This is a genomic window from Sphingobium sp. SA916 (genome assembly GCF_002894065.1).
In the GTDB taxonomy this organism is placed as follows: Bacteria; Pseudomonadota; Alphaproteobacteria; order Sphingomonadales; family Sphingomonadaceae; genus Sphingobium; species Sphingobium fuliginis.
Window position 1 is genome coordinate 59,898 of sequence record NZ_LXYF01000025.1, and the last position, 19,021, is coordinate 78,918.

A 19,021-nucleotide genomic window follows, 5' to 3' on the forward strand; every position below is an offset into this window, starting at 1 on the left:
GGTTCAGATCACCCAGTTGCCGGCATCGGCGTCATTCGGTTTCAGCGTCAGGTCGGGGCGCACCGTCGGCCCTAGCGCGCGGATGCGGTCCTTGATATGCGCGGGGCGCACGCCTTCTGCGGTCACGGTCGCATCGATCACATAGGCGCCCACGACCCGCAACGCGGCTTCCTCCGCCCGGGCCAGATCCTCGCCCTTGTCGCCCACGTCGACGGAATCGCCGACCTGCCGCGACCAGCCGTCGCCCGCCCACCAGATCACGTCCCCGGTGCCGAGATCATTGCCGGTCAAAATCTTCACTTGTCAGTCTCCGCCCCAAATGTCTCCTGCGCGGCCCAGCCGGCCAGCACATCCTGCGCCAGCGCATAGGCCGCAACCTCCCCGACCACAATCAGGGCAGGGCTTTTCACCTTCTCCCGCGCGACCATCTCGCCCAGATCGGCAAGCAGGGTACGCAGCGTCCGCATGTCGGCGCGCGTGCCGTTTTCCAGCACGGCCACGGGAATGGCCGGCGACACGCCGTCGGCCATCAGCTTGTCGGCAATGTCCGTCGCCGTCGCCACGCCCATATAGATGACGAGCGTGCGCCCCGCGCCCGCCAGCCCGGACCAGTCCTGATCGGTCAGCCCCTTGCATTGCCCGGCCACGAAGCTGACCGCGCTTGCCGCGTCGCGATGGGTGAGGGGCAGTTGCGCCTGCGCGGCGCAGCCGATGGCGGCGCTGATCCCCGGCACGACCTCCACCGGCACCCCGGCGGCGCGGCAGGCTTCCATTTCTTCGCCGCCACGGCCGAAGATGAAGGGATCGCCGCCCTTCAGCCGCACGACCCTGCGCCCGGCGAGCGCCAGTTCGACCAGCAGGGCATTGATCCCGTCCTGCGGCACCGAATGACGGCTGCGCTGCTTGGCGACAGAGATCAGTTCGGCCCGTGGGGAGGCGAGCGCCAGGATCTCGCCGGAAACCAGCCCGTCATGCACGATCACCTCGGCCTCGCCGATCAGCCGCGCGGCGCGCAGCGTCAGGAGTTCCGGGTCGCCCGGACCGGCGCCGACAAGGGTGACAGTGGCAATGGGAGTTTCAGCCATGTTGGGCAGATGGCGAAAACAGCCCGCGGTTTCAATTCAGAATGCGTTGGCCAGGGCGAAGGAAAATTTGGGGAGGATCGATTTGATCCTGTCGCCCCGTCGCTCTGCTGCCAGACCACCCGGCCGCTCAATCGCCCATCAGGCTGGTATCGACGTCCTTCAGGCCAATGCCGATGGATGCGCGCGGCTGCTCGATCTCCACAGACACGACCGGATAGGCGCAATAATCGGCCGCATAATAGGCGCTGGGCCGATGATTGCCGGAAATGCCCACTCCGCCGAAGGGCGCGGAGGAGGATGCCCCATTGGTCGGCCGGTTCCAGTTGACGATGCCCGCCCGGATATTGGCCCAGAACTGGTTATATTGTTCCGGCGATCCCCCGATCAGCGCGGCGGAAAGGCCATAGCGCGTATTGTTCGCCTCCCGGATCGCGGATTCGAAATCCGGCGCCCGGACAACCTGCAACAGGGGGCCGAACAGCTCGACGTCGGGCCGCTCCGCCATGGCGGTCACGTCGATGATCGCCGGCGTCACGAAGGGCAGCCCCTTGGTCGTGCGGACCATGTGCTTGATGGGCTTGCCGCCGTTGCTCATCAGATAGAGGAAGCTCTCCGTCAGATGATCCGCCGCCTGATTGTCGATCACCGGCCCCATGAAAGGCGCGGGGTCCGCATGGGGGTGGTCGACGATCAGCCGGTCCGCCAGCCTCTTGACCTCTCCGACCAGCGTGTCGGCCAGCTCCTCCCTGACGATCAGCCGGCTCGCGGCCGTGCAGCGCTGCCCGCTCGACAGGAAGGCCGACTGGACGATCAGCGTCGCGGCGCTGGCGATGTCGGCCGTATCCCAGGCGACGATCGGGTTGTTCCCGCCCATTTCCAGCGCCAGTATCTTGCCGGGATTGGCCGCGAACTGCCGGTTGATCGCGATGCCCGTCTGCGCCGACCCGGTGAAGAGAATGCCCCCCACATCGGGATGGGCGGCCAGCGCCTTGCCCTCGTCGGGTCCGCCCAGTACCAGCCGGACGCCATCCTCCGGCACGCCCGCCTCATGGTAGAAACGCACCAGCATCTCGCCCACGGCCGGCGTCTTTTCCGACGGCTTGAAGACGACGGCATTGCCGGCCAGCAGCGCGGGAACGATATGCCCATTGGGCAGATGCGCCGGGAAATTATACGGCCCCAGCACCGCCATGACGCCATGCGGCTTGTGCCGCACGGACTGACGCGCGCCCATCGCCGCTTCAAGCCGTCTCTGCCCGGTGCGTTCGGAAAAGGCGGCGACGGAAATGTCGACCTTGTTCATCACCGCCGTCACTTCGGTCCGCGCATCCCACAGGGGCTTGCCGGTTTCGCGGGCGATCAGGTCGGCCAGCGCCTCCTCATTGGCGCGCACGACATTGACGAAGCGGCGCAGCGTTTCGATGCGGTAGGCGACAGGCTGGGCGGCCCATTTCGGCCAGGCGGCACAGGCGCGGGCGACCTCCGCCTCCACGTCGCTGGCAGTCCCCTGCCACAAAAGAGCACCAGTGGCGGGTTCGAACGAAGTCAGCGTGGCGGACATGGCACCGATATGGAGGATAATGGGGCGTTAGGGAAGGGGCGGCAAACGGCTCCCTCCTCCCTCGGGGAGGGGGAAGCGGGCGTGGCGAGCGGAACGGCAAGCCGACGTAACGGAAAGCCCGTCCGCCCCGCCAGCGGAGGAGAATTCAGGGCACATCAGGGGCGCCGCCCAATGCGTCGCCCATGCGCCGGATCGCCGCAACCTTCGCATGCAGCGGCGTCCAATCGTCCCGCTCGGCAATCCCGCTCCAGATCGCCTCCACCTCATCGATATGCATGGAGCAGGGCGCCGGATCGGCCCAATAGGCATGATCCTGGGGCCCGCTCGCCTCGAACCCGGCAATGGCCTCGCGAAATCCCGCCCATTCCTCCCCGGCATAAGGCGCGCCGTCGCGGGGATCGCCGCCGCGCCAGTCCTGGAAGAAGCGATCGATCGGCCTTTGCGTCGCGATCATGCCGCGCACCGCCGCTTCGATCATGGTGGAGGCGTCGTCCGTCGGCGCCACCCCCAACCGCCAGCAGAAGCGCCGCGCCATCGCCTCGGCATAGAGCGCCGGAAAGCGCTCCAGCTGCTCGATCAGCGGTTCGGCCTCCACCAGGGGACGCAGCGACACGGCAAGCTGCGCCACGTCCCAGTGGATCGCTTCCGCCTGCCGTCCGAAGGCATAGAGCCCGGCATGGTCGAAATAGGCGGCGGTGAACCCCGCTTCCCAAAGCGGCGCGAACCGCCAGGGCCCATAGTCGAAGCTCTCGCCCGTCACATTGATGTTGTCGCTGTTGAGCACGCCATGGACGAAGCCCGCCACCATGTAGCTCGCGGCCAGATCGGCCGTGCGCTCCACGACCCGGCCCAGCAGTTGCGCGGGAGGATTGTCGCCCGGCGCCTCGCCGTAGAGCTTCGTCAGCGCATAGTCGACGAGCCGCTCCAGCAGCGCCTTGTCGTCGAAATAGGCCGCCCGCTGGAAAGACCCGATGCGGATATGCGAGTGGCTGAGCCGCACCATCACCGCCGCGCGGGTGGGGGAGGGTTCGTCGTTGCGCTCCAGCGCCTCGCCCGTCTCGATGATGGAAAAGGTCCTGGAGGTGTTGACGCCCAGCGCCTCGAGCATCTCCGTCGCCAATATCTCCCGCACGCCGCCCTTCAGCGTCAGCCTGCCGTCCCCGAAACGGCTATAGGGCGTCCGGCCGGAACCCTTGGTGCCCAGGTCGAGCAACCGGCCGGCCCCGTCCCGAAGCTGCGCGAACAGGAAACCGCGGCCGTCCCCGATGTCGGGATTGTACACGCGAAACTGATGCCCATGGTAGCGCAGCGCCAGTGGCTGGGGCAGCGATCCCTCCAGCGGCTGGAACCGGCCGAAATGCGCCAGCCATTCCTCATCGCTCAGGTCGCTCAGGCCCACGGCTTTCGCCCAGCGGTCATTGCGGAAACGCAGGATGGTCCGGGGAAAGTCGGCCGCCGCGACGGGATCGGCAAAATCGGGCTGCAGCACGGCGATTTCGTTCGCGGGGCTGAATTTGGCGGGTTGCAGGGCAGGGCGCATGCGGCGATATGGGGGATGCAGGGTGGAAGGATCAAGCAGCTTGAGCAGCTATAGCGACGGATACTGGTGGTCCCCCGATGGGCTGAGGCTCCATTATCGCGATTATGCTGGCGGCGAAGATGGCCGCCCTCCCTTGCTCTGCCTGCCGGGCCTGACCCGCAACGCCCGCGATTTCGAACCGCTGGCGGCGCGCCTCGCCGGGCCATGGCGCCTCATCTGTCCCGACTTGCGCGGCCGCGCCGAAAGCGCGCAGGCGAAGGACCCGATGACCTATGTCCCGCTCACCTATCTGCAGGACATCAGCCGCCTGCTGGCGGATCTGGCCATCACCCGCTTCGTCGCCATCGGCACGTCGCTGGGCGGCATCATCACCATGCTGATCGCGGCGACCCATCGCGAATGGCTGGCCGGAGCGCTGCTCAACGATGTCGGACCGACACTGGAGGAGGCGGGGCTGGCGCGCATCCGCACCTATGTCGGCATCGGCCAGTCGCATCCAAGCTGGGTGCACGCCGCCCGCGCGCTGGAGGAATCCAACGGCGACGTCTATCCCGGCTATGGCCTCGACCAATGGCTGGCGATGGCCAAGCGCCTCTACCGCCTCAACAGCGCGGGGCGCGTCGTGCTCGACTATGACATGCGCATAGCGGAGCCTCTGCGGGTCGCGGGCAGCGAGGCGAGCGTGGACATGTGGCCGGTCATGCAGGCCTTTCGCGGAATTCCGACACTGGTGCTGCGCGGCGAGCGCTCCGACCTGCTCTCCGCGGCCACCGCCGCCCGCATGGTGGAGGACATCGGTCCCGGCGCGGAGTGCGCGGTCATCTCCAATGTCGGTCACGCCCCCGTTCTCGACGAGCCTGAATCCGTCGCCGCCATCGACCGGCTGCTGGCGCGGGTCCTGAATGGCTGAAGCGGCTTGAGCGGCATGGAGCGTTTCGCCGCGGGCCGGCCTCGGCAGATCGACGGGCCGCCCCGGCTGCTGCATGTCCACGGCAGCTTCTCGCTTGGCGGGAAGGAGGCGCGGGCCGTGCGCCTGATGAACCTTTGGGGCGACCGCGCCCGTCACAGCATCGTCAGCGCCGCGCCCCAACTGATGAGCGCGCGGGACGCCATCGACCCCGCCACGCCGGTCGATTTCCCCCAACCTCCTCCACTCGCCGGCAGGCCGGGCCTCGGGCGTTTCCGGGCGATTGCGGCCTTCCTGTCGGACTACGACCTCATCCTCAGCTATAATTGGGGAGCGATGGATGCGGTGATGGCGCGGCGCATCCATGGCGGTCCGCCGCTGATCCATCATGAGGACGGCTTCAACGCGGATGAGGCGGGCGGCCTCAAGCCGCAGCGCAACCTCTATCGCCGCCTGGCGCTTCAGCGCGCCCATGCGCTGGTCGTCCCGTCCGTCCGGCTCGACGGCATCGCCCGCGAGGTGTGGCGTCAGCCGCCGCGAAAGGTCCACCTGATCCGCAACGGCATAGACACGGCGCGCTATGCCCTGCCGCCTGTGCCGGATGCCATTCCAGCCCTCGACCGCACGGCCGGCAAGCTGCTGGTGGGGACGGTGGCGGGCCTGCGCCCGGTCAAGAACATCCGCCGCCTCGTCCGCGCCGTCGCGCCGCATCGCGACCGGCTGCAACTGGTGGTGGTGGGGGAGGGGCCGGAACGCGACGCCATAGCGGCGGAAGCCAGGGATCACGGACTGGCCGACATCTGCATGGCCGGATTCCTGCCGGAACCGTGGCGCTTCATGGGCCTGTTCGACATCTTCGCTTTGTCTTCGGACAGCGAGCAGTTCCCGATCTCGCTGGTGGAGGCGATGGCGGCGGGCCTGCCCGTCGCATCGACCGATGTGGGGGACGTCGCTGCCATGGTCGCGCCCGAAAACCGGCCGTTCGTCGTCCCGGACGAAGCAGCCCTGTCCTCGGCGCTCGGTGCGCTGGCCGGCGATCCCGGTCTGCGGCAAAGGCTTGGCGAGGCGAACCGCCAACGCGCCTGCCGCGATTTCACCGAAGCCGCCATGGTGGACGCCTATGCCGGCCTTTACGGTCAGGCACTATCCAGCCCCCATATTTTGCGGTAGGGCGCGCCCAAATATTCGTCATCCGACCGTAAAGCTGCTATAGGGCGGCGTTCAGGTGGTCGGGGGCCACGGGATTTTTGCGCGGGAGATTGCGTTGTTCAAGGGGTTGAAGCCCATCGTTTACGGCGGCCGGGAAGTCTGGCCATTGGTCGAAGGCGGCAAGGGGGTAGCCGTTTCCAACCATGCCAGTTCCGGCGCCTGGGCGGCGGCCGGCGGCATCGGCACGGTGTCGGCGGTCAATGCGGACAGCTATGACAGCTTCGGCAACGTCATTCCCCAGATCTATCATGGCCGCACCCGCCGCGACCGCCATGAGGAACTGATCGCCTATGCGATAGACGGCGCGGTCGAACAGGTGAAGCGGGCCTTCGAAATCGCCGGTGGCAAGGGCGCGATCAACATCAACGTGCTCTGGGAAATGGGCGGTGCGCAGCGCGTCCTCCACGGTGTCCTCGAAAAGACGAAGGGAATGGTCGCGGGCGTGACCTGCGGCGCGGGCATGCCCTACAAGCTGTCGGAGATCGCCGCCTCCTACGGCGTCAACTATCTGCCCATCGTCAGTTCCGGCCGCGCCTTCCGCGCCCTGTGGAAGCGCGCCTATTCCAAGGCATCGGAATGGCTGGCGGCGGTGGTCTATGAGGACCCGTGGCTGGCGGGCGGCCATAACGGCCTGTCCAACGCCGAAGATCCCAAGGTGCCGCAGGACCCCTATCCCCGCGTCCGCGACCTGCGCGCCACCATGCGGGAGGGGGGCATTTCCGACGATGTGCCTATCGTCATGGCAGGCGGCGTCTGGGCGCTCAAGGACTGGAACGACTGGATCGACAATCCGGAACTGGGCGCGATCATGTTCCAGTTCGGCACCCGTCCGCTGCTGACGCAGGAAAGCCCGATCCCGCAGGCGTGGAAGGAACGGCTGATGCAGCTGGAGCCGGGCGACGTGCTGCTCCACCGCTTCTCGCCGACCGGCTTCTACAGTTCGGCCGTCCGCAATCCCTTCCTGCGCTCCCTGGAAGCCCGATCGGAACGGCAGATCCCGTTCAGCACCGAACAGGCCGGCGACCATACGCATCAGCTCGACGCCGGCGTGAAGGGCAAGAATTTCTGGGTGACGCGCGGCGACCTTCTGCGCGCCCGCGAATGGGTGGGGCAGGGCTTCACCTCCGCGCTCAAGACGCCGGACAATACGCTCGTCTTCGTGACGGAGGAGGAAAAGGCCGAAATCCGCAAGGACCAGACCGATTGCATGGGCTGCCTCAGCCAGTGCGCCTTTTCAAGCTGGATGGACAGCGAGACCAATTCGACCGGCCGCCTGGCCGATCCCCGCAGCTTCTGCATCCAGAAATCGCTGCAGGAGGCCGTTCATGGCGGCGACCTCGACAAGAATCTGCTCTTCGCGGGCCATGGCGCCTACAAGTTCAAGCAGGACCCCTTCTATTCGAACGGGTTCGTGCCGACCGTGAAGCAACTTGTCGACCGCATCCTGACCGGCGACTGATGGCGGACATTCAGGGATTGGCGGTGCTGCACTACGACACGCCGCATTTTGAGGTCGTGCGTCCGGGACAGTTCGTCCTTTGCGCGGTTTCCGGCGCGCGCATCGATCTGGAAGACCTCAAATATTGGAGCGCGGAGTTTCAGGAGGCCTATAGGGGACCGGAGGAAGCGACCCGTTCCTTCCTGAAGCATCGCGGCGCGGATTTTCGGTAAAGGCCTGAATTCAGGGCGAATTGCTGGAATTTTATCGGAACTGGCCACGCCCGGGCCTTTTTGCACGACGCCGGTTCAAGCCTCTGCTTTTTCCATCCGGCGCTTTTATGTCTCCGCCTGCCGCACTTATCCTATTCCTTTGTCCCCGCTGATGGTTTATCCTTCATGAACGAAGCGACGGAGATCGCTCGACCAAGGAAGGATGTAAGCGATGTCGCGGATCGACATTTTTGGTGATCGCCTCTGTGTTGTGACGAGCCTGCTGATCGTGGGCTGGTTCCTTTATAATGTGGCGTTCTGACGGGCGTCCCACCTCGTTCCGGACGGCTCGCTTCCACCCGCAGGACGGATTCTGCGTCCCCATATCGTGAAACCTGTGGTCTCGCCGTCTTAAGCAAAGCTTTCTTCCATCTCTCTACAAATTGAGTAGATATATTGCCGAGCGCAACGCTCCGCGGCTTTTGAAGGATGTCAGCTTGCTCCGCGTTACCAACGGCTAAAGCGCACGGTACTGAAGCGACGACGCAAGGTTTCGTGTTCCTCCTCGACAGGAGAAGACGATGACCCAGAATGCCATTCGTGCCCGCCGGCAACGCCGTTTCGGCTCCAGCCCGCAAATCCACATCCCCCATTCCTCCTGGACACGTCCCGAACGCGCGTCCGAAACCGCGACGCCGGTCAAACCCGACGAATTCTGGAGCCGCCTGGGGCTTTAAATCCAGCCGCTTGCGAAAGGGGGGCGCCGGGACCGTGGTTCAGGGGCGCCTACGCCCCCCCGCCGCCTTTCGCCATGAGCCGCATTCTCAATTCCCGCCGTCCAGCAGCCGCCGTGCGATCACCTGCGCCTGGATTTCCCCCGCGCCCTCGAAGATGTTCAGAATGCGCGCATCCGCGAGCAGGCGGCTCACCTGATATTCGGTCGCAAAGCCGTTGCCGCCATGGATCTGCAACGCATTGTCCGCCGCCGCCCAGGCGACGCGGGCGCCGATCAGCTTGGCCATGCCGGCCTCCAGGTCGCAGCGCTTCCCCTCATCCTTGCGGCGCGCGGCGAAATAGGTGAGCTGGCGCGCGCCCATGATCTCCGCCGCCATCATCGCCAGCTTGTTGGCGACACGGGGGAAGTCGAAGATCGGGCGGCCGAACTGCTTGCGGTCGAGCGCATAGGAAAGGCCGATGTCGAGCGCGGCCTGCGCCACGCCGATGGCGCGGGCGGCCGTCTGGATTCGCGCGGATTCGAATGTCGCCATGAGCTGCTTGAAGCCCTGCCCCTCAACGCCCCCCAGCAGGTTCTGGGCGGGCACGCGGAAATCGTCGAAGCCGATCTCATATTCCTTCATGCCGCGATAGCCGATCACCTCGATCTCGCCGCCGCTCATGCCCGGTGTGGGGAAGGGATCGGCCACCGTGCCGCGCTGCTTGGGCGCGATCAGCATGGAAAGGCCGCTGTAATTCTTCGTGCCGGGATCGGTGCGGACCAGCAGCGTCATCACGTCCGCGCGGGCGGCGTGGGTGATCCAGGTCTTGTTGCCGTTCACCCGATATTCGCCATCGGCCAGCGCCGCGCGAGTGCGCAGCGAACCCAGGTCCGAGCCGGTGTCGGGCTCCGTGAAGACGGCGGTCGGCAGGATCGATGCATTGGCGATCTGCGGCAGCCAATGGGCCTTCTGCCCGTCGGTGCCGCCGGTCAGGATCAGTTCCGCCGCGATTTCGGATCGGGTGGCGAGCGACCCCACGCCGATCCATCCGCGCGACAGTTCCTCCGACACGACGCACATGGCGGTCTTGCCCATGCCCAGCCCGCCGAACGCTTCCGGAATGGTCATGCCGAACACGCCCATTGCGCCCAGTTCCTCGACCAGGGGCAGGGGGATCAACTCGTCCTTCAGATGCCAGTCATGGGCGAAGGGCGCGACCTTCTCGTTCGAAAAGGCGAAGAACTGCTCGCGCACCATGTCGAACATTTCGTCCAGCCCGCAATTTTCCAGCGTGGTATGACCCCGCCGGGCAATGAGGTGGCGGGCGATGGCCGATTTCACCGCCTGCCCGCCGCCCTCACGGACAAGGGTGCGGAAAGCAGGCGCGTCGAGCGTCGACAGGTCGTCGGTCAGGTCGGTGGCGCGGATCACCTCGCCCTGGTTCATGGAAATGCCGCCCAGCATCTGCGCGCCATATTCCGCGAAGAGGAGTTGGGCGAGCAGCGCTTCGACCTCCCCGAAGGCACCTTGGGCGTCGAGATGGGCGGCCCAGTTGGCGACCTCCCGCATCATCTCCGCATAGGAGGCGAACCAGCCGAAGCCGTGGACGACATGCTGCTCCACATCGGCCAGCACGCGGTCGACCTGTCCCTTGTCGTTGGCGATGCGCGCCTTCACCTGCGGTTGGACGGCGGCGACGAAGGCCTGTGCGGCATCCGCCGCGCCCGAAAGCAGCGCGGGAAGGCCGGGAAGGACCAGCACCGTCTTTTCCAGTTCCACCGCCGCGCTCATCCTTCGCCGGCCTGCTTCTTGTTGGCCGTCGCCATCGCCTTGGCGTCCAGCCCGCCGACGAGATTGCCGGTCATCAGCTGGTTATGCGCATGGGCCAGATGGTGCATGTGGAACACGCCGTCCATCGCCTGCCGCTTGCCGCGCAGGTCTTCCACGAAGTTGAACGCCTGCTTGGTAAGCGCCATTCCGAAGCGGTCATGCTGGGCGATTTCGGCGGCGATCTTCGCGACTTCCTCACGCAGCGTCTCGCGCGGGAAAATCTCGTTCACCATGCCGAACTGATAGGCGCGCTGGGCCGGCATGCGGCGGCCGAGCAGCAGCAGTTCGCGGGCGACGCGCGGCGGCAGTTCGAAGGCATGGGCGAAATATTCGACGCCCGGCTGGGCCATGCGCTGCACCGGGTCCTGGAAGAAGGCGTCCTCCGACGCGACGATCAGGTCGCAGACCCACGCCAGCATCAGCCCGCCCGCGATGCAGGCGCCCTGCACCATGGCGATCATCGGCTTGGGAATTTCCTGCCAGCGGCGGCAGAGGCCGAGATAGCCGTCCTGCTCCAGTACATATTGCCGCTCCGCGCCGCCTTTGTTGAGGTGATCCCACCAAAGGGTCGTGCGGAACCGGGGCATGTGGCTGTCCTTCTCCGGCGTGCCGATGTCGTGGCCGGCGGAAAAATGCTTGCCTTCGCCGCCCAGCACGATGACCTTCACGGCATCATCCTCGACCGCGCGTTTGAACGCGTCGTCGAGCTGCCCAAGCAGCCGGTAATTCTGCGCATTGCTATATTGCGGGCGGTTCAGCATCACCCATGCGACGCCGTCCTCGACCCTGTAGGTCACATATTCAGGCTGCACTTCCTCGGACATGGTCGCTCTCCTCAGCGCGGCGGCATGCGCAGGCCGCCGTCCAGCCGCACATATTCGCCGTTCCAATAGTCATTCTCGATCATCGCCAGCGCCATGGCGGCGAACTCTTCCGGCTTGCCGAAGCGCTTGGGGAAGGGGACCGTGGCCGACAGCGCGTCGCGCACCTTGTCGCTCGCCCGCGCCATCAGCGGCGTGTCGAAAATGCCGGGCAGGATCGCGTTGACGCGGATGCCCTCGCCCATCAGGTCGCGGGCCATCGGCAGGGTGAGGCTGACGATGCCGCCCTTCGACGCGCTATAGGCCGCCTGGCCGATCTGCCCATCGATCGCCGCCGCGCTGGATGTGTTGATGATCACGCCCCGCGCATTGTCCGCCAGCGGCTCCAGCGTCAGCATCCCCGCCGCCGACTTGGCGCAGCAGCGGAAGGTGCCGATCAGGTTGATCTGGATGATCCGTTCGAACTGGTCGGTGGGGAAGGCCTTGATCGCGCCGGTTTCGCGGTCGCGCGAGGCGGTCTTGACGACATTGCCGGTGCCTGCGCAATTGACGATGATCCGTTCCTGCCCATGGGCGGCGCGGGCCTGTTCGAATCCCGCATCGACCGATGCTTCGTCGGTGACGTCGACTTTGCAGAAGGTGCCGCCGATTTCGGCTGCGACCCTGTTCCCCGTCTCCTCGTTGAAGTCGAACAGGGCGACCTTCACCCCCCTGGCGGCGAGCGCGCGGGCGGTCGCTTCGCCCAGCCCGGATGCGCCGCCCGTCACGATGGCGGCAACGCTGTTGTCGAGTTTCATGCTTCTGTTCCCTCCTGGGCAGGGCGCTGGGCGATCGCGCCTTCGGCGGCCAGCGCATCGAGCGCCGCATCGTCGAGGCCGAGCCACTGGCCCAATATCTCGCGGCTATGTTCGCCCACGCGGGGCGGGCAATATCGGTAGTCGGCGGGCGTGGCGGACAGCTTGCCTGGATAGGCGACGGTCGGAATCTCCACCCCATCCTCTTCCCGGCGGAAGCGGTGGACGGTCTGCCGCGCCGCGATGAAAGGGTCTTCGAACACGTCCTTGATCGTATTGACCGGTCCGGCGGGCACGCCCGCCGCGACGAAGCGCGCCATCAGCGCGTCGCGGGGGAAGGGGCGGACGATCTCCTGCACCTTCGCCTCGATTTCCTCGCGGTTGATCAGCCGCTGGGCGCTGGTGGCGAAGCGCGGATCGGTGCCGAGTTCCGAATGGCCCATTTCCGTGCAGAAGGCGCGGAACTGCCGGTCGTTGCCAATGGCGATGATCATCACGCCGTCCGCCACCTCGAACGTCTTGTAGGGTACGACGGTCGGATGGCGGTTGCCCAGACGCCCCGGCACCACATTGCCGACGAGCCAGTTCATGCCCTGATTGGCGAGCATCGCGATCTGGGTGTCGAGCAGCGACACGTCGATCTGCTGCCCCTCGCCGGTCCGTTCGGCATGGCGCAACGCCATCAGGATGGAGACGGTGGCGAACATGCCGGTCGACAGGTCCGCCATGGCGACGCCGGCGCGCAGCGGGCCGCCATCCTCTTCCCCCGTGATGCTCATGAAGCCGCCCATGCCCTGCGCCACGAAGTCGTAGCCGCCACGATCGGCATAGGGGCCGGTCTGGCCGAAGCCGGTGATGGAGCAATAGACGAGGCGAGGGTTCACGCCACGAAGGCTCTCATAATCGAGGCCGTATTTCTTCAGGCCGCCGACCTTGAAATTCTCGACCACTATGTCGGCCTGCGCGGCGAGCCTGCGGATGAGGTCCGCGCCCTGCGGCGTGGCCAGGTTGATCGCGGCGGAACGCTTGTTGCGGTTGCAGGACAGATAATAGGCGCTGGTGCCGATCTCCGGCTCGCCATCCGCGCCGGTCAGATAGGGCGGGCCCCAGGCGCGGGTGTCGTCGCCATGGCCGGGCAGCTCGATCTTGATCACATCCGCGCCGAAATCGGCCAGGATCTGCGTCGACCAGGGGCCGGCGAGGACCCGCGAAAGGTCCAGCACCTTCACCCCTTCGAGAGCGCGGGCGTTCATGCCTGCGCTCCCGTCATCATCCTGTCGTCGGAAAATCGCATCCGCTCCTGTCCCTGAAGTTCTGCTGCATCGCTTGACTCAACAGATAGCGGGACAGGGCGGCTAGCGCAATGATTTTTGCACTATAGGATAGTTTTCAGATCATTTCTTGCCCGCCGTGGCGAGATAGGCGATCAGATTGGCGCGATCCGCGGGGTTGGGCAGGCCCGCGAAGATCATCTTGCTGCCCGGCACCTTCGCCGTCGGCTTGGCCAGGAAGGCGTCGAGCGACTTTGCGTCCCAACGGATCTTGGCGTTCTTCATCGCCGCCGAATAGGCGAAACCCGGAACCGTGCCGGACGTCCGGCCCACCACGCCGGCCAGCGAAGGGCCCAGCCGGTTGACCCCCGGATCGACCGTGTGGCACGCCATGCAGCGGGCGAAAACCGCCTTGCCCTTGGCGGCGTCGCCCGCCTGGGCGAGTGCGGGGCTCGCAATCAGCGTGGCAGCGGCAAGCGCGACGAATTTCGAAATCATCAGTTATCCTCTTCCCTTCATCACTGGCTGGAATCTATACCAGTGTGCACAAATAACAAATAGCAGCCTGAGTCTGAACAGGAATTGAAGATCGGGCCGGAAGAAGGACATGCGATGGAGGGTGGTGGAGAGGCCATGCGGCGCTTTGGGCCGCTGGGAATGGTCCTGGCCCTGCTGGTGAACCTGATGTTCGCGCTCAACGTGATCGCGATGAAGGTGGTGGTGGACGCCACCGCGCCGCTGCTGTCGGTGGCGCTGCGCATGGGGGTGGTGTTCCTGCTGTGCGCGCCCGCGATCCGGTCGCTGCCCGGGCGGACGGGCTGGCTGGCGCTCTACGGGTTCCTGAACGGCGGCCTGTTCCTGCTGCTGCTGAACATCGCGCTGTTCATGGCCACCAATGTCGGCGCCCTGGCCATTGCGGGGCAGCTCAGCGTGCCTTTCTCCCTGCTGCTGGGCGCGCTGCTGCTGGGGGAGAAGCTCAACGCGCGCAAGGTCGCGGGGGTCATGCTGGCCTTTGCCGGAGTCGCGGCGCTGGTTTTCGATCCGCACATCCTGACCGAAGTGCCTGCCGTGCTGGTGATGGCGAGCGCGGCGATGACCTGGGGCGGCGCCACGCTGGTGCAGCGCAGGCTGGCGGGCGTCAGCGTGATGAACGGCCAGGCCTGGAATGGCCTGATGGGCGCCCTGACCCTCGCTCCCTTCGCGCTGATGTTCGAACGGCCGGCCATCGCCGGCCTGGCGCATGTCGGATGGGTGCCGGCGGCCTGGTTCGCCTTCAGCTGCCTTGGGTCGACGATCATCGGGCAGGGAACGCTGGCCTGGCTGCTCCAGCGCTATCCGATCTCGACGATCATGCCGTTGATGCTGGCGGCGCCGGTGATGTCGACGGTGTTCGCCTCGCTTTATTTCGGAACCCCCATCACCGCCGTGATGATCGGCGGCGGGACGCTGGCGCTGGCCGGCGTGACGATCATCGCCCTGTCGCCGGACCGCAAGGCGAGGGGCTGAGCTTCACGTCGCGGATCGGGTTGGAAAGCGATGTTTCCACGGACCTTCCAACCCACCGGAAAGTCTCTCACCCATTCGACGCATATGCCGGCAACAACAAAAAAGCCGCCCGGTGAGGGGCGGCTTTCCTGTTATCGTCCGGAAAGGAAAACTCAGGCTTCTTCGGCCGGAGCTTCTTCGGCTTCCACGGCGATTTCGCCGGGTTCCGCATTCGGATCGTAGTCTTCGGTGAAGCCGCTTTCGTCCTTTTCGAACAGATCGGCCATCACATCGACGCCCTGCGACTGAAGTTCGGCTTCTTCCGGCGAGCGGGCGACGTTCACCGTGACGGTGACGGCCACTTCCGGATGCAGCGCGACCTTGACGTCGAACACGCCGAGCGTCTTGATCGGGCGCTCCAGAACCACCATCGCCTTGGTGACGTTGGTGACGCCATCGGCGTGCAGCGCTTCGACGACGTCACGGACGGCGACCGAACCATAGAGGTGGCCGGCGTTCGACGACTGGCGGATCAGGACGATCTGCTTGCCGTTCACGCCTTCGGCAGCCTTTTCGGCGTCCGAGCGGCGAGCGGCGTTGTCGGCCTCGATCTTCGCGCGGTTCGCTTCGAAGACCTTCTTGTTGGCGGCGTTCGAACGCAGTGCCTTCTTGTTGGGCAGCAGGTAGTTACGCGCGTAACCGTCCTTCACGGTGACGACGTCGCCGATGGCGCCCAGCTTCTCGATGCGTTCAAGGAGAATGATTTCCATGGGTCTTTCTCCCTTACTTCACGATATAGGGCAGCAGGCCCAGGTGACGGGCGCGCTTGATGGCCTGGGCCAGCTCGCGCTGCTTCTTGGCGGACACCGCGGTGATGCGGCTGGGGACGATCTTGCCGCGCTCGGACACGAAGCCCTGCAGCAGACGGACGTCCTTGTAATCGATCTTCGGCGCATCCTTGGCGGCGAAGGGGCAGCTCTTGCGGCGGCGGAAAAACGGGCGTGCCATGGTTCAGATCTCCTTATTCGCCGGCGGCTTCTTCGCGCTCGCGGCGCGGGCCGCGATCGCCCCCACGATCATTGCGGTCGCCACGATCGCCGCGCGGACCGCGTTCGGCGCGTTCCTGCTTGCGCATCATGACCGACGGACCGGTCTCCAGCTCATCGACCTTGATGGTCATGTAGCGGATGATGTCTTCGTTGATCTGGGTCTGGCGCTCCAGTTCCGCGACGACGCCGGCCGGGGCGTCGATGTTCAGCATCACATAATGCGCCTTGCGGTTCTTGGCGATCTTGTAGGCCAGCGAGCGCAGGCCCCAGGTCTCGACCTTGGTCACCTTGCCCTGCATATCCTCGACGATCTTGGTGGCGGTTTCCGCCAGAGCGTCCACCTGCGCCTGTGCCAGATCCTGGCGCGCAAGGAACACATGCTCGTAAAGAGCCATGGGTATTGCCTCATCTGTTGGCCGATCGCTGACGCCCACCCCATGTGGAACGCCCCTCCGGCTGTCGTCTCAAGCATTGATTCGCGCGACCGCGAGTCACCCCGGGTCGTGCGAAGCGGCGCCTATGACGGAAATGCGCGGGAAAGGCAAGGGCGGATCGGCGCAGCAGGGGCACGCAATTTTACCGTTGGGGATGAGCTTGTCGAAGCCCTTTTCTTCTTTAATCTCGGTTGCGAGGATTGACGGGCGGGGCTTCGGCAGGTTCAGCCCGAACGGAGGGGGGGTATCTTATGGCGGTCGGAATAGCGGCCCTGTCGCTGATATTGCTGATGGTCGCGGCCTATCGGGGGATGAGCGTCATCGTGATGGCGCCGCTGCTGGCGATGCTGGCCGTGTTCCTGACCGATCCCGCCGCCGTGCCAGCGGTCTTTTCCGGCGTCTTCATGGAAAGGGTGGGAAGCTTCCTGAAGCTTTATTTCCCGGTGTTCCTGCTCGGCGCGCTGTTCGGCAAGCTGATAGAGGTTTCCGGCTTCTCGCGCGCGATCGTGACCGCCGTGATCGGGCTGGTGGGGGCAGGCCAGGCGATCCCGGCGATCATGCTGGTGTCGGCGCTGCTGACCTATGGCGGCGTTTCGGTGTTCGTGGCGGTGTTTGCCGTCTATCCCTTCGCCGCGGAGATGTTCCGGCAGGGCGACATTCCCAAGCGGCTGATACCCGCGACCATCGGTCTTGGCGCCATCACCTTCACCATGGATGCGATGCCGGGAACGCCGCAGATCCAGAACATCATCCCGACCAGCTTCTTCGGCACGACCGCCTGGGCGGCCCCGGTGCTGGGGCTGGCAGGATCGGTCTGCATCATGGGGCTGGGCCTCACCTATCTGGGCTGGCGCAGGCGCGCGATGCAGGCGGCGGGGGAGGGCTATGGCGCGCCGGAGACCCTGGTGAACGAGCCGGAAGCCGCGGACCGGGGCGATCGGACCGTGCATCCGCTGATCGCCCTGCTGCCGCTGCTGGTGGTGGGATTGGGCAATCTGGCGCTGACCATGCTGATCCCGCGCCTTGTGGCGGGGGAGGAGGTGGCCGTGTCGCTGGCCGGCCTGACCGATCCCGTCGTGGTGAAGGTGGCTCAGGTCGCCGCGCTCTGGGCGGTGGAGGGCGCCTTGCTGCTGGGCATAGGGACGATCCTGCTCTTCGCCTTTCCGCAAGTGGCGCGGCGCTTTGCCGATGGGTCGAAGGCGGCCGTGGGTGGCGCGCTGCTGGCGGGGATGAATACAGCGGTCGAATATGGCTTCGGCGCGGTGATCGCCGCGCTGCCGGGTTTCCTGGCGGTGAAGGAAGCGCTGAAGGCCGTGCCCGATCCACTGGTCAATGAGGCGATTACCGTGACGTCGCTTGCCGGCATCACCGGCTCGGCTTCGGGTGGGCTGTCGATCGCGCTTGCCGCCATGGCGGAACAGTTCGCGGCGGCGGGCGATGCGGCGGGCATCCCGCGCGAGGTGCTGCACCGGGTGGCCTCCATGGCGAGCGGGGGGATGGACAGCCTGCCGCACAATGGCGCGATCATCACCTTGCTGGCGGTGACGGGCCTGACGCACCGGCAGGCCTATAAGGATATTTTCGCCCTGACGCTGATCAAGACCTTCACCGTCTTCGTGGTGATCGCGGTCTATTATCTGACGGGGCTGGTATAGAACGCCCCGGAGCGCGGCTCCGGGGCGTCTCGGCCTTAGCGGATCGCGCCGGTGACGACCGATGCGATGATGCCGCTGGCGATGGCGACCAACAGCGCGTCATTGCCCGAACGAACCCAATGATAGCCGCGCGGCGGGGTGCGCAGGCGATAGCCGCGATAATTGTCGATCACGCGATAGTTGCTCGCATGGCGGCGGTCGAAACGCTGGCCCTTGGCCCAGCGGCGATGATTGTCCTTGCGGATCACCGTGGTCTTGGTGACGGTGCGGCCATGGGGGCCATGCTTCACCACCTGATGCACTTCCCGCTGCGGCGCGGCCTGCGCCTGGCTGACGACCATGGGGCTTGCGATCATGGTGGTGGCGGTCAGCGCCGCGAGAAACTTCCTGAACATGGACTTGCTCCTTCTTCTTCGATCTTGCCGCCGGCTGTCCGGCGTTGAAGCAGAAGTAGGACGCATTTGTCGCAGGCTTGTGCCATCGGTCAGCAAAGAATGTCGGAAAATGTAACAGGTGCGGAATTAGTCTGAATATCGGTTCATAATTCCTGTTTTTCCAGTGATTTGCATGAATGTCCGTTCAGCTTTTCGAAGAAGGGCGCATTTCCATTTTCCGCCTGAGCCATGGCATGGAAAAAGCCCCGAAGGGGCTTCGGGGCTTCGTTCCAGAGCGCGCTGCATCAGGTGGATCGGACGCGGGCCGCACGCTCCAGGTTTCTGTCGCCACATCTGCTTTATCGCCAGCCGGCACCCCCTTTCGCGCACGATGGTGGGTAGAAGGCGCGGATGAGGTCAGTTGGAAAGCGGCGTTGCCGTCACGACCATGCGCTGGAGCAGGATCGGACGGTCCTTGCCTTCCAGCACGGGTGCGGGCCGGGGACCGGGGACGCCGCCCCAGGGGCCGACGCCCAGGCCGAACAGCAGGGCGCAGGCCGACAGGCCCAGAATGGCGGTCTTGATCATGATCTCCCTTTCGCAATGCCCTGCGGGCGTCATGGGGGAGCGATAGGCGGCG

At 65.7% G+C, this 19,021-nt stretch carries 21 protein-coding genes; 7 read left to right on the top strand and 14 right to left on the bottom strand.

Going from position 1 to position 19,021, the window contains the following annotated elements:
* Positions 1-3: 3 nt before the first annotated feature.
* The 4 genes from A8G00_RS05785 to A8G00_RS05800 all read right to left on the bottom strand — a co-directional run bounded on the left by A8G00_RS05785 (position 4) and on the right by A8G00_RS05800 (position 4,186).
* Entirely contained in the window at positions 4-300 is a 297-nt protein-coding gene (locus A8G00_RS05785) for a DUF2849 domain-containing protein (RefSeq protein ID WP_044661890.1), read from the bottom strand.
* Entirely contained in the window at positions 297-1,085 is a 789-nt protein-coding gene (gene cobA / locus A8G00_RS05790) for a uroporphyrinogen-III C-methyltransferase (RefSeq protein WP_025549393.1), read from the bottom strand. Before cobA ends, A8G00_RS05785 begins: the two co-directional genes overlap by 4 nt.
* 127 nt (positions 1,086-1,212) lie before the next feature.
* On the bottom strand, positions 1,213-2,646 hold the full coding sequence (astD, locus tag A8G00_RS05795) for a succinylglutamate-semialdehyde dehydrogenase (protein ID WP_099185894.1): 1,434 nt from the start codon (positions 2,644-2,646) through the stop codon (positions 1,213-1,215).
* Positions 2,647-2,791: 145 nt separating this feature from the next.
* Positions 2,792-4,186, bottom strand: a complete 1,395-nt coding sequence (locus A8G00_RS05800) for a protein adenylyltransferase SelO (protein WP_099185893.1) — start codon at positions 4,184-4,186, stop codon at positions 2,792-2,794.
* Positions 4,187-4,226: 40 nt separating this feature from the next.
* Between A8G00_RS05800 and A8G00_RS05805 the strand changes: the two genes are divergently transcribed.
* From A8G00_RS05805 to A8G00_RS25045, 5 genes are all read left to right on the top strand, one after another.
* Positions 4,227-5,096 carry an alpha/beta fold hydrolase gene (locus tag A8G00_RS05805; RefSeq protein ID WP_025549390.1) on the top strand — a complete coding sequence of 290 codons (870 nt, stop codon included), beginning with the start codon at positions 4,227-4,229 and terminating at the stop codon, positions 5,094-5,096.
* Between the two features lie 15 nt (positions 5,097-5,111).
* Entirely contained in the window at positions 5,112-6,263 is a 1,152-nt protein-coding gene (locus A8G00_RS05810) for a glycosyltransferase family 4 protein (protein ID WP_025549389.1), read from the top strand.
* Positions 6,264-6,357: 94 nt separating this feature from the next.
* Positions 6,358-7,761, top strand: coding sequence for a nitronate monooxygenase family protein (locus tag A8G00_RS05815; protein ID WP_025549388.1), 1,404 nt, complete (start codon positions 6,358-6,360; stop codon positions 7,759-7,761).
* A complete protein-coding gene (locus A8G00_RS05820; RefSeq protein ID WP_061936289.1) occupies positions 7,761-7,973 on the top strand; it encodes a DUF2093 domain-containing protein in 213 nt (70 codons plus the stop codon). The genes A8G00_RS05815 and A8G00_RS05820 overlap by 1 nt, the downstream gene beginning before the upstream one ends.
* A gap of 560 nt (positions 7,974-8,533) precedes the next feature.
* Positions 8,534-8,689, top strand: a complete 156-nt coding sequence (locus tag A8G00_RS25045) for a hypothetical protein (RefSeq protein ID WP_172451795.1) — start codon at positions 8,534-8,536, stop codon at positions 8,687-8,689.
* Between the two features lie 87 nt (positions 8,690-8,776).
* Here the strand turns inward: A8G00_RS25045 and A8G00_RS05825 are convergent, their stop codons facing one another.
* The 5 genes from A8G00_RS05825 to A8G00_RS05845 all read right to left on the bottom strand — a co-directional run bounded on the left by A8G00_RS05825 (position 8,777) and on the right by A8G00_RS05845 (position 13,882).
* The gene (locus A8G00_RS05825) at positions 8,777-10,459 is read right to left on the bottom strand and encodes an acyl-CoA dehydrogenase family protein (protein WP_099185892.1); all 1,683 of its coding nucleotides are present in this window, start codon (positions 10,457-10,459) and stop codon (positions 8,777-8,779) included.
* Positions 10,456-11,322 carry an enoyl-CoA hydratase gene (locus tag A8G00_RS05830; RefSeq protein ID WP_099185891.1) on the bottom strand — a complete coding sequence of 289 codons (867 nt, stop codon included), beginning with the start codon at positions 11,320-11,322 and terminating at the stop codon, positions 10,456-10,458. The genes A8G00_RS05825 and A8G00_RS05830 overlap by 4 nt, the downstream gene beginning before the upstream one ends.
* Positions 11,323-11,333: 11 nt before the next feature.
* Positions 11,334-12,116: an SDR family NAD(P)-dependent oxidoreductase gene (locus tag A8G00_RS05835; RefSeq protein WP_099185890.1), complete on the bottom strand. Its 783-nt coding sequence runs from the start codon at positions 12,114-12,116 to the stop codon at positions 11,334-11,336.
* On the bottom strand, positions 12,113-13,366 hold the full coding sequence (locus tag A8G00_RS05840; protein ID WP_099185889.1) for a CaiB/BaiF CoA-transferase family protein: 1,254 nt from the start codon (positions 13,364-13,366) through the stop codon (positions 12,113-12,115). The genes A8G00_RS05835 and A8G00_RS05840 overlap by 4 nt, the downstream gene beginning before the upstream one ends.
* A 141-nt stretch (positions 13,367-13,507) precedes the next feature.
* Positions 13,508-13,882 carry a cytochrome c family protein gene (locus A8G00_RS05845; RefSeq protein WP_025549382.1) on the bottom strand — a complete coding sequence of 125 codons (375 nt, stop codon included), beginning with the start codon at positions 13,880-13,882 and terminating at the stop codon, positions 13,508-13,510.
* A 135-nt stretch (positions 13,883-14,017) separates the two neighbouring features.
* Here A8G00_RS05845 and A8G00_RS05850 point away from each other — a divergent pair, with 135 nt between their 5' ends.
* Entirely contained in the window at positions 14,018-14,890 is an 873-nt protein-coding gene (locus A8G00_RS05850) for a DMT family transporter (protein ID WP_025549381.1), read from the top strand.
* Positions 14,891-15,042: 152 nt separating this feature from the next.
* Here the strand turns inward: A8G00_RS05850 and rplI are convergent, their stop codons facing one another.
* Genes rplI through rpsF form a run of 3 tightly spaced genes read right to left on the bottom strand, consistent with a single transcriptional unit; the run spans position 15,043 to position 16,313 of the window.
* Positions 15,043-15,639 (bottom strand): 50S ribosomal protein L9, encoded by a 597-nt coding sequence (gene rplI / locus A8G00_RS05855; protein ID WP_025549380.1) that lies wholly within the window; start codon positions 15,637-15,639, stop codon positions 15,043-15,045.
* Positions 15,640-15,652: 13 nt separating this feature from the next.
* Positions 15,653-15,877: a 30S ribosomal protein S18 gene (gene rpsR / locus A8G00_RS05860; protein ID WP_004212076.1), complete on the bottom strand. Its 225-nt coding sequence runs from the start codon at positions 15,875-15,877 to the stop codon at positions 15,653-15,655.
* A 13-nt stretch (positions 15,878-15,890) separates the two neighbouring features.
* The gene (gene rpsF / locus A8G00_RS05865) at positions 15,891-16,313 is read right to left on the bottom strand and encodes a 30S ribosomal protein S6 (protein ID WP_025549379.1); all 423 of its coding nucleotides are present in this window, start codon (positions 16,311-16,313) and stop codon (positions 15,891-15,893) included.
* A 290-nt stretch (positions 16,314-16,603) separates the two neighbouring features.
* Here rpsF and A8G00_RS05870 point away from each other — a divergent pair, with 290 nt between their 5' ends.
* Positions 16,604-18,007 carry a GntP family permease gene (locus A8G00_RS05870; protein WP_025549378.1) on the top strand — a complete coding sequence of 468 codons (1,404 nt, stop codon included), beginning with the start codon at positions 16,604-16,606 and terminating at the stop codon, positions 18,005-18,007.
* 35 nt (positions 18,008-18,042) lie between these two features.
* On the opposite strand, the gene A8G00_RS05875 is transcribed toward A8G00_RS05870, so the two are convergent.
* The gene (locus A8G00_RS05875; RefSeq protein WP_025549377.1) at positions 18,043-18,402 is read right to left on the bottom strand and encodes an RcnB family protein; all 360 of its coding nucleotides are present in this window, start codon (positions 18,400-18,402) and stop codon (positions 18,043-18,045) included.
* A 396-nt stretch (positions 18,403-18,798) separates the two neighbouring features.
* On the bottom strand, positions 18,799-18,969 hold the full coding sequence (locus A8G00_RS25050) for a hypothetical protein (RefSeq protein WP_172451796.1): 171 nt from the start codon (positions 18,967-18,969) through the stop codon (positions 18,799-18,801).
* Between the last annotated feature and the right edge of the window lie 52 nt (positions 18,970-19,021).

Coding starts and splice junctions, on each gene's coding strand:
- rpsF (WP_025549379.1), bottom strand. CDS start 16,313: ATGGCTCTTTACGAGCATGTGTTCCTTGCGCGCCAGGATCTGGCACAG.
- A8G00_RS05840 (WP_099185889.1), bottom strand. CDS start 13,366: ATGAACGCCCGCGCTCTCGAAGGGGTGAAGGTGCTGGACCTTTCGCGG.
- A8G00_RS05810 (WP_025549389.1), top strand. CDS start 5,112: ATGGAGCGTTTCGCCGCGGGCCGGCCTCGGCAGATCGACGGGCCGCCC.
- cobA (WP_025549393.1), bottom strand. CDS start 1,085: ATGGCTGAAACTCCCATTGCCACTGTCACCCTTGTCGGCGCCGGTCCG.
- rpsR (WP_004212076.1), bottom strand. CDS start 15,877: ATGGCACGCCCGTTTTTCCGCCGCCGCAAGAGCTGCCCCTTCGCCGCC.
- A8G00_RS05845 (WP_025549382.1), bottom strand. CDS start 13,882: ATGATTTCGAAATTCGTCGCGCTTGCCGCTGCCACGCTGATTGCGAGC.
- A8G00_RS05825 (WP_099185892.1), bottom strand. CDS start 10,459: ATGAGCGCGGCGGTGGAACTGGAAAAGACGGTGCTGGTCCTTCCCGGC.
- A8G00_RS05875 (WP_025549377.1), bottom strand. CDS start 18,402: ATGTTCAGGAAGTTTCTCGCGGCGCTGACCGCCACCACCATGATCGCA.
- rplI (WP_025549380.1), bottom strand. CDS start 15,639: ATGGAAATCATTCTCCTTGAACGCATCGAGAAGCTGGGCGCCATCGGC.
- A8G00_RS25045 (WP_172451795.1), top strand. CDS start 8,534: ATGACCCAGAATGCCATTCGTGCCCGCCGGCAACGCCGTTTCGGCTCC.
- A8G00_RS05850 (WP_025549381.1), top strand. CDS start 14,018: ATGCGGCGCTTTGGGCCGCTGGGAATGGTCCTGGCCCTGCTGGTGAAC.
- A8G00_RS05830 (WP_099185891.1), bottom strand. CDS start 11,322: ATGTCCGAGGAAGTGCAGCCTGAATATGTGACCTACAGGGTCGAGGAC.
- astD (WP_099185894.1), bottom strand. CDS start 2,646: ATGTCCGCCACGCTGACTTCGTTCGAACCCGCCACTGGTGCTCTTTTG.
- A8G00_RS05800 (WP_099185893.1), bottom strand. CDS start 4,186: ATGCGCCCTGCCCTGCAACCCGCCAAATTCAGCCCCGCGAACGAAATC.
- A8G00_RS25050 (WP_172451796.1), bottom strand. CDS start 18,969: ATGATCAAGACCGCCATTCTGGGCCTGTCGGCCTGCGCCCTGCTGTTC.
- A8G00_RS05820 (WP_061936289.1), top strand. CDS start 7,761: ATGGCGGACATTCAGGGATTGGCGGTGCTGCACTACGACACGCCGCAT.
- A8G00_RS05835 (WP_099185890.1), bottom strand. CDS start 12,116: ATGAAACTCGACAACAGCGTTGCCGCCATCGTGACGGGCGGCGCATCC.
- A8G00_RS05870 (WP_025549378.1), top strand. CDS start 16,604: ATGGCGGTCGGAATAGCGGCCCTGTCGCTGATATTGCTGATGGTCGCG.